The 14,288-nt window shown below is 47.0% G+C and carries 16 protein-coding genes and 2 other annotated features; of the genes, 2 read left to right on the forward strand and 14 right to left on the reverse strand.

Annotation, left to right across the window (positions count from 1 at the left end; genetic code table 11):
- Positions 1–177: 177 nt before the first annotated feature.
- The 8 genes from trpA to Q9R36_RS19725 all read right to left on the reverse strand — a co-directional run bounded on the left by trpA (position 178) and on the right by Q9R36_RS19725 (position 7,893).
- On the reverse strand, positions 178–966 hold the full coding sequence (trpA, locus tag Q9R36_RS19690) for a tryptophan synthase subunit alpha (protein WP_129612562.1): 789 nt from the start codon (positions 964–966) through the stop codon (positions 178–180).
- Positions 959–2,167: a tryptophan synthase subunit beta gene (gene trpB, locus Q9R36_RS19695; RefSeq protein WP_129612561.1), complete on the reverse strand. Its 1,209-nt coding sequence runs from the start codon at positions 2,165–2,167 to the stop codon at positions 959–961. The genes trpA and trpB overlap by 8 nt, the downstream gene beginning before the upstream one ends.
- A complete protein-coding gene (locus Q9R36_RS19700; RefSeq protein ID WP_009795578.1) occupies positions 2,164–2,793 on the reverse strand; it encodes a phosphoribosylanthranilate isomerase in 630 nt (209 codons plus the stop codon). Before Q9R36_RS19700 ends, trpB begins: the two co-directional genes overlap by 4 nt.
- The gene (gene trpC / locus Q9R36_RS19705) at positions 2,790–3,578 is read right to left on the reverse strand and encodes an indole-3-glycerol phosphate synthase TrpC (RefSeq protein ID WP_009795577.1); all 789 of its coding nucleotides are present in this window, start codon (positions 3,576–3,578) and stop codon (positions 2,790–2,792) included. The genes Q9R36_RS19700 and trpC overlap by 4 nt, the downstream gene beginning before the upstream one ends.
- 1 nt (position 3,579) lies before the next feature.
- Complete coding sequence (trpD, locus tag Q9R36_RS19710; protein ID WP_009795576.1) at positions 3,580–4,605, reverse strand: anthranilate phosphoribosyltransferase; 1,026 nt, start codon at positions 4,603–4,605, stop codon at positions 3,580–3,582.
- Positions 4,577–5,188, reverse strand: coding sequence for an anthranilate synthase component II (locus Q9R36_RS19715; protein ID WP_009795575.1), 612 nt, complete (start codon positions 5,186–5,188; stop codon positions 4,577–4,579). Before Q9R36_RS19715 ends, trpD begins: the two co-directional genes overlap by 29 nt.
- Entirely contained in the window at positions 5,172–6,575 is a 1,404-nt protein-coding gene (trpE, locus tag Q9R36_RS19720) for an anthranilate synthase component I (RefSeq protein WP_311225765.1), read from the reverse strand. The genes Q9R36_RS19715 and trpE overlap by 17 nt, the downstream gene beginning before the upstream one ends.
- Before the next feature lie 73 nt (positions 6,576–6,648).
- Positions 6,649–6,897 (reverse strand) — a binding site (T-box leader).
- Positions 6,898–6,939: 42 nt separating this feature from the next.
- Positions 6,940–7,187: a binding site (T-box leader), on the reverse strand.
- A gap of 61 nt (positions 7,188–7,248) precedes the next feature.
- Entirely contained in the window at positions 7,249–7,893 is a 645-nt protein-coding gene (locus tag Q9R36_RS19725; protein WP_022544055.1) for an MOSC domain-containing protein, read from the reverse strand.
- A gap of 168 nt (positions 7,894–8,061) precedes the next feature.
- On the opposite strand from Q9R36_RS19725, the gene bcbE reads away from it, so the two are divergent.
- Positions 8,062–9,333, forward strand: coding sequence for a bacillibactin exporter BcbE (gene bcbE / locus Q9R36_RS19730; RefSeq protein WP_148949231.1), 1,272 nt, complete (start codon positions 8,062–8,064; stop codon positions 9,331–9,333).
- 75 nt (positions 9,334–9,408) lie between these two features.
- On the opposite strand, the gene Q9R36_RS19735 is transcribed toward bcbE, so the two are convergent.
- From Q9R36_RS19735 to Q9R36_RS19760, 6 genes are all read right to left on the reverse strand, one after another.
- Positions 9,409–10,875: a methyl-accepting chemotaxis protein gene (locus Q9R36_RS19735; RefSeq protein WP_396137125.1), complete on the reverse strand. Its 1,467-nt coding sequence runs from the start codon at positions 10,873–10,875 to the stop codon at positions 9,409–9,411.
- 104 nt (positions 10,876–10,979) lie between these two features.
- On the reverse strand, positions 10,980–11,744 hold the full coding sequence (locus tag Q9R36_RS19740) for an alpha/beta fold hydrolase (RefSeq protein ID WP_129612559.1): 765 nt from the start codon (positions 11,742–11,744) through the stop codon (positions 10,980–10,982).
- Positions 11,745–11,746: 2 nt separating this feature from the next.
- Positions 11,747–11,869 (reverse strand): hypothetical protein, encoded by a 123-nt coding sequence (locus Q9R36_RS19745; protein ID WP_009795568.1) that lies wholly within the window; start codon positions 11,867–11,869, stop codon positions 11,747–11,749.
- Positions 11,870–12,015: 146 nt separating this feature from the next.
- Entirely contained in the window at positions 12,016–12,252 is a 237-nt protein-coding gene (locus Q9R36_RS19750; RefSeq protein ID WP_009795567.1) for a hypothetical protein, read from the reverse strand.
- 102 nt (positions 12,253–12,354) lie between these two features.
- Positions 12,355–12,705, reverse strand: coding sequence for a hypothetical protein (locus Q9R36_RS19755; RefSeq protein WP_009795566.1), 351 nt, complete (start codon positions 12,703–12,705; stop codon positions 12,355–12,357).
- A 91-nt stretch (positions 12,706–12,796) separates the two neighbouring features.
- On the reverse strand, positions 12,797–13,594 hold the full coding sequence (locus Q9R36_RS19760) for a DUF2935 domain-containing protein (protein ID WP_311225767.1): 798 nt from the start codon (positions 13,592–13,594) through the stop codon (positions 12,797–12,799).
- A 157-nt stretch (positions 13,595–13,751) separates the two neighbouring features.
- Here Q9R36_RS19760 and Q9R36_RS19765 point away from each other — a divergent pair, with 157 nt between their 5' ends.
- Positions 13,752–14,285, forward strand: a complete 534-nt coding sequence (locus Q9R36_RS19765) for a DJ-1/PfpI family protein (protein ID WP_094768956.1) — start codon at positions 13,752–13,754, stop codon at positions 14,283–14,285.
- Positions 14,286–14,288 lie beyond the last annotated feature (3 nt).

Here is a 14,288-nt window from a genome sequence, read left to right on the forward strand (position 1 = left end):
TATTATAATACTCGGATATAGTATGTAATTATAATGTATTCACCGGGCATGTCAAGCTTTCAGAATAAATTTAAAACCCATAATAAATTAACGGCATAAACCAAGCATGGCAGAGTATTTCAGCAGCTGGAGAATGGAAAAAAATAAGCCTCCCCCTTAATCGGGAGAGGCTTTTCATTATGGCTGAAAGGCATTTTCCTTTTTGGAAGCTTTAATGAGCTTCTCGATTTCTTCAAGATTATTTTCTTCAAAAAGCTGGACGATTTTGCTTCCGACGATCACACCGTCGCAGATTTGATTCATAGCCTTGACATGTTCGGGGGTCGAGATGCCGAATCCAGCGAGCACGGGCAGCCTGCTTACACTCTTTACCTTTTGCAAATGCTCCTGAAGCTCTCCGGAAAAATCTCTCCTTGCACCCGTTGTCCCTTTGACTGTGACCGCATATAAAAAGCCATTCCCCTTTTCCGAAATTTGCTGTATCCGCTCAATCGGGCTTGTCAATGTAGCAAGCCTGATGATTTCAAGGCCGTCCCTTTCTGCATGGGGTGCAATCAGATCTTCTTCTTCAGGAGGGAGATCTGGAAGGATCAGGCCGTCTACACCAGCCTTGCTTGCTTCCATTGTAAACCGTTCGATTCCATAAGCCATGACAGGATTTACATAAGTCATGATAATGATAGGGATATGGACGATCGGCCTGATCGTTTTCAAGGTTTCAAGGACTTTTTTAAGCGTAGTCCCTTCTTTCAGCGAGCGGATTCCCGCCTTTTCGATGACCGGGCCGTCCGCTACCGGGTCCGAAAAGGGAATGCCCACTTCTACAGCTGTGGCACCGCATTTTTCAAGAAACGTGATTTTGTCCCCCAGTGTGGCAAGCCCGCCATCTCCTGCCATAATATAAGGGATAAAGGCCTTTTCCTCTTTTTCTTTCAAAAGGCGGAACACTTTTTCAATTCTATTCATCCTTCTTCCCTCCTAATCTGGCTTTCACCGTTTCTACGTCCTTGTCCCCCCGCCCTGACAGGCAGACGGCAATTCCTTCACTATTATTCATCGTCCCTGCAAGCTTTAAGGCAAAAGCTACAGCATGGGCGCTTTCGAGTGCCGGAATGATTCCTTCTAGCCTGCACAGCAGCTTAAGCGCTTCAAGAGCTTCCTCATCTGTGATAGATTCATAGACTGCCCTGCCAGTATCCTTAAGATAGCTGTGCTCAGGTCCTACTCCCGGATAATCGAGGCCTGCCGAGAGGGAATGTGCTTCCTGGATCTGGCCGTCCTCATCCTGCAGCAGATACATAAGGGCTCCGTGGAGCACACCAGGTTTTCCTTTAGTCAATGATGCCGCATGGTTTCCGGTATCTACCCCAAGGCCTGCTGCTTCCACACCATACATGCGGACACTCTTGTCTTTTATGAAAGGATAAAACATCCCCATGGAATTGCTTCCCCCTCCGATGCAGGCTACAACCGCATCCGGGAGCTTTCCTTCTTTTTCAAGATACTGCTGCTTCGTTTCAGCCCCAATCACGCTTTGGAAGTCCCTAACAATCATCGGGAATGGATGGGGCCCCATCACAGAGCCGAGTATATAGTGTGTGTCTGATACATTGGCTACCCAGTAGCGCAGCGCTTCATTGACTGCGTCTTTCAATGTGCTGCTGCCTGAGCTGACACCGACGACCTTCGCTCCCAGTAGTTCCATCCTGAATACATTCAGTGCCTGCCTTCTGATATCCTCTTCCCCCATATAAATGACGCATTCAAGATTCAGCAGGGCACAGACGGTTGCAGTGGCTACGCCATGCTGCCCTGCCCCAGTTTCTGCAACGATTTTCTTCTTCCCCATGCGGACTGCCAATAAAGCCTGGCCGATCGTATTATTGATTTTATGAGCGCCGGTATGGTTTAAATCCTCCCTTTTCAGGAAAATCTTAGCCCCTCCTGCATGCTTCGTCAGGTTTTCGGCAAAATAAAGCGGCGTTTCCCGGCCAACATAGTCTTTCAGAAGACTGTTCAGTTCCTTTGTAAAGCTTTCATCCTGGAGGGCCTTTTTATATTCTTCCTCCAGTTCTGTAACTGCCTGCATAAGTGTTTCGGGCACATATCTTCCACCGTATATGCCGAAATGCCCTTTTTCATCTGGCATCGTATAGACTGCTGTCATTTTAATTCCTCCTCATTTTTGAGCGCATTTTTTGCTTCTGCTATAAATTCCGCAATCAGGGCGGGATCTTTTTTTCCGTCCTTTTCCACGCCGCTGCTGACATCAGCCATAAAAGGCGCTGCCTTACGGATTGCTTCTCTTGCATTTTCTGGATTCAAACCGCCTGCAAGGATTACTTTTTTACCGCCAAAATCCCTGCCTTCAAGAATACTCCAGTCAAAGGCGATTCCGTTCCCGCCCCTGTATTTTCCCTTTGGGCTGTCCAGGAGGATATAATCACAAGGATATTCCGCAATCCGGGCAAGATCTTCCTCGCCTTGCACACTCAGGGCTTTAATGACTGGTAGATTGATGCCTGCACAGAATTCCGGAGTCTCATCACCATGAAGCTGGACCATATCCAATCCGGCAATTTCCGCCGTTTTTTCAATTATTTCTTTGGATTCATTAACAAAGACGCCAATCTTCAGGGGCCCGCCGGGAAGCTTTGCTATTATTTCGGCCGCTTCCTCAGGCGCGATGCGGCGCCTGCTTTCGGCAAAAACAAATCCTAATGCATCGGCCCCGCTTTTGGCTGCATAAAGACCGTTCTCCAGATCAGTGATGCCGCAGATTTTCACCTTCATGGGATCCGCACCTCCTTTAAAGGAAGCTTCATGCCGCTGAGCGATGATTCAAGATCAGAGGCTTTCATGAAGGTTTCCCCGACAAGGATGCCTCCTGCCCCTGCAGAGACTGCTCTTTTAGCATCCTCGACCGTTTTCATGCCGCTTTCGCTGATCAGAAATGCACCTGATTCTCTAATTGCCGGAGCGAGGCTTTCTGTAACAGAGAGATTTACATTAAATGTCCGCAAATCACGGTTGTTAACCCCTATCAGCCTGCTGCCTGCTGCGATCGCTCTTTCTGCTTCCCCCTCATTGTGAACCTCTACCAGTACCTCAAGATCCAAACTGGAAGCATACTGGTACAGCTCATTCATCTGCCCTTCCCCAAGCGCTGCCGCGATCAACAGAATGATATCGGCCCCTGCACTTTTTGCTTTGGCAATTTGAATATTATCAATCATAAAATCCTTGCAGAGAATCGGGACATCGACAGCGCCTCTGACTGCTGCCAGGTCCTCAAAACTTCCTTTAAAAAAGGACGTGTCAGTTAATACGGAAATAGCATCGGCACCATATTCAACATATTTGGCAGCCTGTTCGGCCGGTGATGCATCCATGCTAATATCGCCTTTTGAAGGCGAAGCCCGCTTGAATTCGGCAATGATGCTCAAATGTTCGGCTGCTTCAAGTCTGGAAATGAGAGACCGTTTTGGTGTTTCAGGGATCTCAGGCAGCCCAAAAGCTTTCAGCCTTGCAACTTCCCGTTTTTTTTCTTCGATAATTTTATCTAAAATGGTCGCCATCTTATATCACCTCTTGTTTGAACTTGCTGCCGGCGTTAACCAGGAGTTCAAGCTTCTCCAGTGCAGCACCGCTGTCAATGCTTACTGCAGCAAGCTTGATTCCCTCCTGGATGGTATCCGCTTTTCCGCCGGCGAAAATGCCAATCCCGCTGTTCAGCAGGACAGTATCACGATATGCCCCTTTTTCGCCGCTGAGCACCTTCCGCAGGATTTCCGCATTTTCCTTTGAATCTCCGCCACGTATTTCTTCATTATTATATATGCCAAGCCCAGTCTCTTCAGGCCGGAGGATTTGCTGTGTAATCTTCCCGTTGTCAAGGATAGCCAAATGGTTCTCTCCCTGGAGGGAAGCTTCGTCCATGTATCCGGCACCGTTCAATACAACCGCTCTTTTACGCCCCAGTTCATTGAGTACCTCTGCAAACATGGAAAGCAAATCCCTTCTGTAGATCCCCAGAAGCTGTGAATCAAGCTCCATCGGATTGGTGAGAGGCCCAATCAGGTTGAAAATCGTCGGAATCCTTAAATCCTTCCTTACCTTCATGATCCTTTTGATCTGAGGATGAACATGCGGTGCATAAAGAAAGGCAATGCCAATTTCCTGGAGGATTTCTTCAAGACGCTCCGGCGCCAGGTTCAGGTTGATCCCCAAGTGCTCCAGGACATCAGCGCTCCCAGTCTTACTGGACACGCTCCTGTTTCCATGCTTGGCAACAGGGATTCCCGCTCCTGCGATGACAAATGCACTGGTTGAGCTGATATTGAAGCTTTTTGATCCATCCCCGCCAGTCCCGCAATTGTCCAGGGCTCCGGGAATTTTCTTTTCAAACCTAAGGCTTCTGCCCCTTAAGCCTTTCACCAGCGCTGCGATTTCAGCAACCGTTTCTCCCTTTGTTTTCAGCCCGACCAGGAAAGCCGCAATTTCACTGTCTGTCACCTCTTCGGACAGCAGGTGGGCCATCGCCTCCATCATCTCTGATTCCGTCAGTTCCGTCCGTTCAGATAAGCGTTCCAGTATGTGCCTCATAGCTATTCTCCTTCCTGATTTCCGATAAAAAGTTTGCCAGCATCCTTTTTCCGTTTATCGTCCCGACTGATTCCGGGTGAAACTGAAGGCCGAAGAGCGGGTAGTCTTCATGTTTGATGGCCATGATTTCCTGATCATCCATCGATCTCGCCAGCACCTTGAATTGTGCCGGAAGCGTTCCGGTCTGGATGACAAGTGAGTGATATCTCATGATATCGATGGGCTGCTCCATGTATTGAAACAAATAAGAGCCGGTATGCTTAAGCTTTGATGTTTTTCCATGCATAATTCTGGAAGCCTTCTCGATACTGGCACCGAATGCCTGGCCAATGGCCTGATGTCCCAGGCAAATCCCGAGGATCGGGATTCTGCTGCAGAATTCCTGGATCAGATTTATGCAAATGCCTGCGTTTTCCGGCCGGCCGGGACCCGGAGACAATACAATGGCTTCAGGTTTCATGCTGCCTATTTCATCAAGGCTGATCTTGTCGTTCCGGACAACCTTTATTTCTTCGCCAAGCTCTCCCAAATACTGATACAGGTTATACGTAAATGAATCGTAGTTATCAATTAATAAAATCATCTTGATCCTCCAAAAATGCCCTTAATTTATGAATGGTTTCTTCATACTCTTTTTCGGGCACCGAGTCATGTACGATGCCTGCCCCAGCCTGGATGTAGGCCTTATTCCCCTTTATCAGCATGGTGCGGATCGCAAGCGCGAAGTCCATACTGCCTCCCGCAGAAAAATAGCCGATCGCCCCTGAATAAACACCCCGCTTGTATTCCTCCAGTTCATTAATAATTTCCATCGCCCTTATTTTCGGTGCGCCTGATACTGTCCCTGCCGGCAGGCAGGCAGCAAGTGAATCTGCGGGTGAATAATCCGGCTTCAGCTTTCCGGATACCTCAGAAACCAAATGGATGACATGCCTGAATTTCTCGGCTTGCATGTATTTCTCTATCTTTACTGAACCGAATTCGCAAACCCTGCCAAGGTCATTTCTGCCAAGGTCCAGGAGCATCCGGTGCTCGGCAAGCTCTTTTTCATCGTTCAAAAGGTCGGCTGACAGCCTCTCATCTTCTTCCTCGTCCTTTCCCCTAGGCCTTGTTCCGGCAATGGGGTTCGTGGTTACTTTGTCAGAATCTGCCTTGATCAGGCTTTCCGGAGATGCACCGGCGACTGCATATTCACCAAAATTCAGAAAATACATATATGGTGAAGGATTCTGAATACGGAGCCTGCGGTAGAACGAGAACGGATCTCCTTCAATGTCTGCCTGCATACGCTGTGAAAGCACCACCTGGAAGATATCTCCCTGGATGATATACTCTTTGGCTTTCTTTACCTTTTCAACAAAAGACTCTTTCGTTTCTGAAGCCGAGTACCTTGATATCTTTATACCGCTGTCAGAAGGACCGGCAGAGCCTTCTTCTATTTCCTTTCTCCGTCCGGCAATCCTGTGCCTTAGGCTCTCTTCTGTCGTATCGGGTGTCAGAGAGGTGCCGATCAGGTAAGCTTTCTGTTCAGCATGGTCATAGACAGCCATGATTTCAAAGAACATCAGATGCACATCCGGAACTCCCAATTCATCTTTTGGGATACTTCCGATATCCTCATACTGCCTGATGCTGTCGTACCCGACATAGCCCACCGCTCCTCCTGCTAGGGGAAAGGGTGCATGCATGGGTATTTCAGGAAGCAGTTTTTTTACCATTTCAAGGGCAGGCTCCTCCAATTCGGTTTCTTCTCCTCCCTTGATCAGAATGCTTTTGCCGCCATTCCCCTTTAATTCAAATACAGGATCTGCACCGATAAACGAATATCTTCCTGAGCGCTCATGCTTCAGCGAACTTTCAAGCAGGAATTTTTTTTCCCCGCTGATCCGCTGATAAATGCTGATGGGCGTCAGTATATCACCTTCCAGTTCTTCAATCAGAATGCCTGGTACTGCCTCTGCTCTGCTCATTATTTTTCCTCCTATGCTTTTCTCGGCTCGGCTCCTATAAAAAAAGTCCCCTATACGCACAGGTATTGTGCATATAGAGGACGATATTCCGGACCGCGGTGCCACCTCTGGTTAGAGCAAGAAATGCTCTCTCTTTTCGGGTGCGCAAGACTTTCAGCCCTGCAGACCCTATCCTGATAACGGCGGAATCCCGTGCATCCCTACTTTTTTTCAGGATGCCTCTCACAAGTCCATTCACAATGCTGTTCGTGCCGGCTTCCACCACACCCGGCTCTCTGTAACGAACGAATGCTCTGCTACTCCTCTTGTTCAGCGATTTTTATATTCTTTTTTGTATAACACAAAAAGGGTCCCTCATCCTTATAAAAAGGACGAGAAACCCGTGGTGCCACCTTCATTAGCTGATCAATCAGCTCACTTTACAGACAGCAGGACAATATTCCTGCCATCTGTCTCTTGTAACGATGAGACTGTTCGCCAAAGCCTACTGCTCAAAAGGGTTCGGTTTGGAGGCTCGGAAGTCCATTCACGATTGCATCTGCACTGATTCCCACCATTCATCAGCTCTCTAAAGCATCTGCAAAAGTTACTACTCTTCGTCATTGCCGTGCGATATATTGATTATTATGATAAATCGGATATATCCGTTTGTCAAATCATTTTTTATATAAATTTATGTAATATTATACAAAGCCTTTTGGAGCTTCGTTTTCCAGACATCCGCCAGCGCCTCTATACTGAGCATCTTCTCCATTGCTCTGGCATCTTTCCGCCCCCGGAAAAAGATTTCATTTCCCTCCAAGACCGAAATATCCTCCTGCTTCCGTTCAAGAAGGATCATTGGTGAATCTTTCCGGACAACGCCTGGTTCGATCACCCTGAAAAAATATCCTGTAAATCCTGTCTCCACGATTCTTGCCAGCAGCTTATCTGCTTCATTGAACTTAGAGATGGTCGAGCACGGCACCCGCCCCTGGGTGATTTGGATGACCGCATCGCCCAGTGTGAAAATATCCCCGATGAAAACATCTTCTTCCTTCATATTTTCTGCACAGATATTCTCTCCGAATGCCGGGGGCTGAAATACTTTTCCAAATTCTTTTTCCCACATGCTGTAATGCTCGTAAGGATACAAACATACTGCCCTGTCAGGGCCGCCATGGAAATCAGGATTGGCGACACCGTCGCCGGCAAAACCCTCTGGCACCAGTCTGGCTTCCTCCAGTGGAGTTTTCCCTATTGCAGAAGTTTCTTTTTTTCCTTTCCAGTCAAATTGCTTTGGTTTGCCTATGCTGAATTCAATAATCCGGCCTTTCATTGCTTTTTTCCCCTCCATGAACCCAATTAGTCTGCCCGCTGGCATTATTCCCTATTCTATCTCTTTTGGCGGAATGTTCCAACCCTTCTCTTTGCCAAAAAATAGCAGGGAAAGAAGTCAGCCTGTTTGCTAATAGTAATAGTATCAACACAGGAGGCAGGTTTTCAAATGGAGCATGTGGAGAAAGTCGTTTTAAAGAAATCCAAGAAAAAAGCAAAGGAAAAGAAAAGCCAGAAGAATAATGACACGCATAATCAAAAATGGGCTGTCCTTTCTATTTCCTCAATCCCTCTAGTTATGACACTGGGGAATTCCATGCTTATTCCAGTTCTGCCTGTCATGGAGCGGGAGCTTGGCATTTCTTCCTTCCAGTCCAGTATGATCATTACGGTGTACAGCATTGTGGCCATTATTCTGATACCGCTTGCCGGATACCTTTCAGACCATATCGGAAGGAAAAAGGTTATCATTCCCAGTCTCCTGATTGCTGCTGTCGGCGGTCTTATATCCGGCTGGGCATCCTGGAAGATGGCTGATCCCTACTGGCTTATCCTTATTGGAAGATCACTGCAGGGGATTGGCGCAGCTGGAGGGGCGCCTATTGTCATGCCTTTGGTGGGGGATATGTTCAAGAACGAGGAAGAAGTCAGCAGTTCTCTTGGAGTGATAGAAACTTCAAACACCTTTGGCAAGGTATTAAGCCCGATTCTTGGCGCCTTTTTGGCAGGTTTCCTATGGTTTTTGCCTTTTTTTGCTTTTCCGGTATTTTGTGCCATCTCTATCCTTCTGATGGTCTTGCTGGTAAAAACACCTGAGAAGCGGACAGAGCCTATTCCCTTTAAAGCTTTTTTCAAAAAAATCAAGGAAATCTTCAAAAATAATGGCAAATGGCTTTATGCCATTTTTGTGGCAGGCATCATATTAATGTTCGTATTATTCGGAGTGCTGTTTCACCTCTCTGATATCCTTGAAAAGCAGTATGATATCAAAGATGTGAAAAAAGGGCTGTTTCTTGCCATTCCATTAGGCGCCCTATGTTTATCGTCCTATATTACCGGAAAGCTGATCAAAGAGAATAAGTCGCTGATGAAGTGGATTACTTTTTCCGGCAGCATCCTGCTGGCTGCCTCAGTCGGAATCCTTGGATTCTCAACCAATCTCTGGTTTCTCATGGCCATGTTTGCTGTAGGGGGAATCGGAATCGGTGTCAGCCTGCCCTGCCTGGATGCCCTGATCACTGAGGGCATTGAGAAGGAAGAAAGAGGGACGATCAGCTCACTGTACAGCTCGATGAGGTTCATCGGCGTAGCAGCAGGCCCGCCAGCTGTCGCAATCATCGTTAAGCAGTCAGATCAGCTCTTGTTTTATATATTATGCGGAGTTTCCATTCTCGCTGCACTGGCAGTCCTGTTTGCCATAAAGCCGGATAAAAAGGGGTAGGGGAGCATACAGCGGGTCTTCCGGAAAAGAATGAATCGGCAAACCAAAAGCCCGGCAAAATAGCCGGGCTTTAAGTCATTTTATCGCTTTCTCCAGGCTTCCTGTCATTTCGTTCAGCTCGCGGATGTTTTCAACAATTCCCATTACCCGCTGTTCCTGCACTTCTGCGCTTGCCAGCACTTCTTCAACGGAAGCTGCCGACTGCTCGGTGATGGCTGCAACAGCAGTCATTTCTTCCCGGACGCTGGCTGCAGCCTCCTGGAGCTGCTCATTGAGTGACCTTAGATATTCCGCCTGTCCCAAGACAGCAGAAGACTGTTCCTGGATAGATGAGAACAGGTTCTCCGCCTCTTCCGCTGACTGCCTTCCATCAGAGACCTCTGCCATACCGTTCCCGATCAGCTCCGCTGCCTCCTTGAATGTGCCTTGAATCCCTTCCAGAATCCCTGTTATCCGGCCGGAAGCATCATGAGCCTGCTGGGCAAGCTTTCTGACCTCCTCGGCCACAACGGCAAACCCCTTGCCATGCTCGCCTGCCCGGGCTGCTTCAATTGCGGCGTTCAGTGATAATAGATTGGTTTGATCTGCAATGCCGGCAATCAGTTTGACAATGCCCTTAATCTGTTTGTTTTCCTCATTGACCTTCGCCATGACAGAATTGGTCGTTTCAACCATCATTCCAATCCTGTTCATTTTTTCATAGAGCCTGTCCATCTTTTCTTTACCCTGCAGCGTCATTTCAGCCGAAGCAGTTGAAGAGGCTTCCATGATGCCTGATGCCTCATTTGCCTTCAGAACTCCATCATACACATCCTGAATAGCGGAATTAACATCTGTAATACTTGCAGCCTGAGATTCAATCCCTCCTGCAAGCTCCTGGAAAGCGAGGACCACCTCACCTGTAATTTTTCCCGTTACCTCTGCATTTTCATTCAATCCTCGGTTTGACTTTCCCAATACCTCGATTGTTCTTTGAACTTCCTGCAGGACCACTTCCGTTTTCTGCTTTTGGAGCTCTGACTGCTTTCTGCCTGATTCAACTTTTTTCAGCATCCCGCTCCCCAGCACGCTTTGGGCGGTAAGAGCCGAAAGCACCAAAATGAAAAATGCATTAACAGCCAGTTTATCAACCTCGCCATAATCCGGTTTAACAGCCAGGAAATAGTTCATCATCACCAGTGCGATCAGTCCATTCAAGAGAAGCGGCCGGTAATTATGATACAGGGATATGATCCCAAGCGCTAAAAAGAAAATAAGCAAATTTGTGAATTCAGCAGTCGATTGGACAAAAAAGAAAGAAACGACTGCCAATCCTATTGATATAAAATACATGATAAGAGGGATGGCCTTTTTCCTCCAAATCATAAAGCTGCAAAACAGGGAGAATGGCCCTCCCGCTGCCAATATGGTCACTACTGTTTTGGGTGTATCCGATGCTACTGCAACCCCAAGTATCACGCATGCCCATAAAAGATAGACAAGCAATAGATTCCGTTTATGCAGGTCAGCCAAGTAATCTGTCATATATATTCTCCTGATCATCTATTCCTAAATTTACTCAGCATAAATTCAGTAACTTTATTATAATGGGAAATAATACCTAAGAAAAGCTTTTTTACGCTAAAAAGAACAGCACTCTGGCTGTTCTAAATTTTTGCCTCCGAAAAAAGGAATCCAAGTATAACCTGGTTAAAAGCTTGCCATTTTTTTGTAGGCAGCTGATGGGCCACTTTTTTAATGACAGCTGATTGACAATCAATGTGCTTTTTGTATGATCTGATATGCTGATTGGCAAAATCGCGGGAACCGTACATCAGAAGCAGCGGAGCCTTGAGCTCTTTCAGCCTGTCTGTGCAACTATAATGCAGTGACTGGCCGTAGAACTGGAACCATATCTGTTTGTCTGCAAGCTCCATATGCTCCGCCAGCCTGGCCCGGTAAGCATGATCTCGCGTATGGCTTGCCGCAAGCAGCGGGATCAGGATATCCGGATGATGCTTGATCATATACATGCCTGCAAGATGTTCATACTTAAATGCAGCTGACTGGACCTCCGGGTAGCCGCTTGCCAGGATGAGCGCGGCAGCCCTCTCCGGATAAGTGAGGGCAAATTCCTGTGCGATCAGCCCCCCGGCAGAATATCCAAGAACTGCTGCTCTTTCAATCTTCAGGGAATCCAGCAGAGCGGCTATTTCATTAGCATACCCGCCAATAGATATGTTTGTCTGACAGACAGGTGATCTGCCGTGCCCGCTGAGATCTGGAAGAATAACCCTGAACCATCCAGAAAGGGGCTTTTGGCATTCAAAAACCGCGCTTCCCATACCAGGCGGGTGAATGAAGACTAACGGAATCCCGCTCCCCATCTCTTCATAAAAAATCCTCCCGCCCCGATATTCAAAACTGGCCAAAGTCAGTGAGGCCTCTGTTTCTCAGCTTTCTTTTCTGAAGCTGTCATATCCTTTGAAAACTCCATATCGTTTATGCTCTTGGCGCTTTGCAGGCCGGATTTCGTTTTTCTATTGCGCTTAGTCATGAAATTTAGTCTCCTTCTGAAGCATAATTGGACAGCCATTACTGGTGCGTAATGTCTCCAGCCATATCCCTGGCTGCCTTAATAGTATGGCTCGCATTAGAGAACTGCCATGCACCTGAAACGGATTGCCTTGATTTACCGGCTGGCTAGATCCTGCCGCCTCTTTCCTTGTAATTTCCCAGCAGTCCCAGCTCATTATTCAGAAGGATTTCCATCTGTTCTATATCACTTCGATCCACAACGCCGTCTTTCTCATTCCATCCGATGCTGTAAACAAGGAAATACCCCCTGACCCGGCGGAAAATAACAGTGGTATTCGGGTACTTATCAAAGACTGCTTTTCTTTGCCCCCTCCGCATATAGCCCCATTTTAAAATGTCCATACAATCCCTGCAATCTGATTAGTTTTTTACCCTTTACCCTAATCCATGGGGATTATCACATAAACAGAAAAAGCCGCATTTCTGCGGCTGTGCTTTTTCCTTTTATCTTTCACCAGACAAATTTCCGCCAAGATCCGGTTTGTCTTCAGTCTTCGGCGTCTCGTCGTTTCGCATTCCCCGGTCGCTCCAGTCTTCGCTGCTTTCATTTTGCTCTTCAATTTGTTCATCAAGCTGCCTCATGTCAGCCGGATCAACATAGCGGGAAGGAATAACTCTGTTGCTGTCATTATTAGGCTGATTGACCTGGTCGTTATCAAAACCATCGCCATTATTGCGCATTGGTGTATAATTCATCTCTTCCGGCTCATTCATTTGATTGTTGTTTGTGCCGCAGGCTGACAAAGGCAGGACAATGGACAATATCGCCAGAATGGATGCTGCTCTTTTTTTCACTAAGAATTCCTCCTCAAAATGTGATCTTTTTTAGTATGTTCACATTAGAGAAGGTTAAAATGCGTAATATTATCAGCCCGGGAAATGCTTGCTAATACTGAAGCCGGGGTTTCGCTGGATCACAGTCCGGCTTTCCTTCTGACTGTGCCTCGGCTAGCTTAGACAAATAATAGCATTCTTCCCTGAACATATGGTCGGCCATCAGGGGAGCAAACGTTCCGAGGGCCTGGTTTGAGAGTTCAAGCTCTTCAATTTCATCCAGGAAATTCATAAATAACTTCATCTCGAGCTTGACGTTTTTGTTAAACCGGTCCAGTGCCGGAAAGCTTTGGATATTCGTCCTCAAAAATCCGGTAAGCTCTACAGCCTTTAAGTAAAAGCCCTCAAAATGTTTTGTATAATCATCGCTTTTTTCTTTAATCATCTTCTCGATCCGGTCCATATTGTCTGATATCGCACCAGCATGACCCGCAGCATCAAGCAGCCAGATCAGATGATGATGAAGCTCATGAAATACTGGCGGAGCTTCACCTTTTTTTAAGTAACTAAGCACAAGCAGGTATTCCTCAAGCTCGTTCACCATATGGTTGATGAAGGTCGGGCCAAGATGTATTTTGATTTTGCCGGTCAGATGCTCTTCAATCAGCTTCAGCTTAAAGCCTCGCAGCTTTTCAGCCTCTCCTTCTGCCAGTATGCCTAATTGTATAGGATCTGCGCTTCCTGACTGTGCGAGCAATTCATCGAAGACCGTTATAAAATATTCCGCTGTCCGGATATTTTCCTTTTCAGACGGCGCCAGGGCATCATGGATGAACCGCGCATGATCCCCGAGGATCTGCAGCCAGAATCCGTTTTCTTCCTTTGCTGCTTCTTCGAATGTTTTGGCCATATGTTTCCCTCCCTGTTAAAACTTCTTCTCTCATTCATATTAAACTTGACTGAGAATATGCCTGGCCCAAGAAGCAGGATTAAGCACGGACTGAAAAGGGTTTACTGCAGAAGCGGCGAATAGTATTGTAAATTCCCTTGAATTGGAGATATGAAAGATGACTACAGCCATTATTCTGTATCCCGGATTCAGCGAGTACGAATTATCAGCCGTCATTTCTGTATTGACGCAGGCAAATCATCCAAAGGTCTTCATCGGCCTTGATGATGAACCTGTAATAGGAGAAGCAGGGCTTTCGTGCAATCCCGATATTTCTCTTAATGAGGCAGAGATTTCCCAATACCAGAGTCTGATACTTCCAGGTGTTGATGATTTCAAGCACCTGCTGGCGGAAGATGACTTGTTCAGCTTTATCCGGAGCGGATATAAACAAGATGCCGTCATTGCCGCAATTTCCAGTGCGCCTTATCTTATGGCGAAATCCGGCATCCTGGATGACCGTTCTTACACAGCGGGTATTTCCAAACAGTCCAGGGAGTTCTTAGGGGTTTTCAATGAAGAAAGATATGTAGACGCCCCTTATGTGTTTGACAGGGGAATATTGACAGCGAAGGGCAATGCCTTTGTGGACTTTGCCATTAAATTCGGCCAGGTGCTGGAGCTTGATTTTAACCCTGGCTGGTATCGGTGAGAT

Source organism: Bacillus sp. AG4(2022), assembly GCF_031844465.1.
In the GTDB taxonomy this organism is placed as follows: Bacteria; Bacillota; Bacilli; order Bacillales; family Cytobacillaceae; genus Bacillus_AB; species Bacillus_AB infantis.

Bases quoted from the DNA above. Each gene is read 5' to 3' on its own strand.
- trpA (WP_129612562.1), bottom strand. From the start codon at position 966: ATGAATAGAATTGAAAAAGTGTTCCGCCTTTTGAAAGAAAAAGAGGAA.
- trpB (WP_129612561.1), bottom strand. From the start codon at position 2,167: ATGACAGCAGTCTATACGATGCCAGATGAAAAAGGGCATTTCGGCATA.
- Q9R36_RS19700 (WP_009795578.1), bottom strand. From the start codon at position 2,793: ATGAAGGTGAAAATCTGCGGCATCACTGATCTGGAGAACGGTCTTTAT.
- trpC (WP_009795577.1), bottom strand. From the start codon at position 3,578: ATGGCGACCATTTTAGATAAAATTATCGAAGAAAAAAAACGGGAAGTT.
- trpD (WP_009795576.1), bottom strand. From the start codon at position 4,605: ATGAGGCACATACTGGAACGCTTATCTGAACGGACGGAACTGACGGAA.
- Q9R36_RS19715 (WP_009795575.1), bottom strand. From the start codon at position 5,188: ATGATTTTATTAATTGATAACTACGATTCATTTACGTATAACCTGTAT.
- trpE (WP_311225765.1), bottom strand. From the start codon at position 6,575: ATGAGCAGAGCAGAGGCAGTACCAGGCATTCTGATTGAAGAACTGGAA.
- Q9R36_RS19725 (WP_022544055.1), bottom strand. From the start codon at position 7,893: ATGAAAGGCCGGATTATTGAATTCAGCATAGGCAAACCAAAGCAATTT.
- bcbE (WP_148949231.1), top strand. From the start codon at position 8,062: ATGGAGCATGTGGAGAAAGTCGTTTTAAAGAAATCCAAGAAAAAAGCA.
- Q9R36_RS19735 (WP_396137125.1), bottom strand. From the start codon at position 10,875: ATGATCAGGAGAATATATATGACAGATTACTTGGCTGACCTGCATAAA.
- Q9R36_RS19745 (WP_009795568.1), bottom strand. From the start codon at position 11,869: ATGACTAAGCGCAATAGAAAAACGAAATCCGGCCTGCAAAGCGCCAAG.
- Q9R36_RS19750 (WP_009795567.1), bottom strand. From the start codon at position 12,252: ATGGACATTTTAAAATGGGGCTATATGCGGAGGGGGCAAAGAAAAGCA.
- Q9R36_RS19760 (WP_311225767.1), bottom strand. From the start codon at position 13,594: ATGGCCAAAACATTCGAAGAAGCAGCAAAGGAAGAAAACGGATTCTGG.
- Q9R36_RS19765 (WP_094768956.1), top strand. From the start codon at position 13,752: ATGACTACAGCCATTATTCTGTATCCCGGATTCAGCGAGTACGAATTA.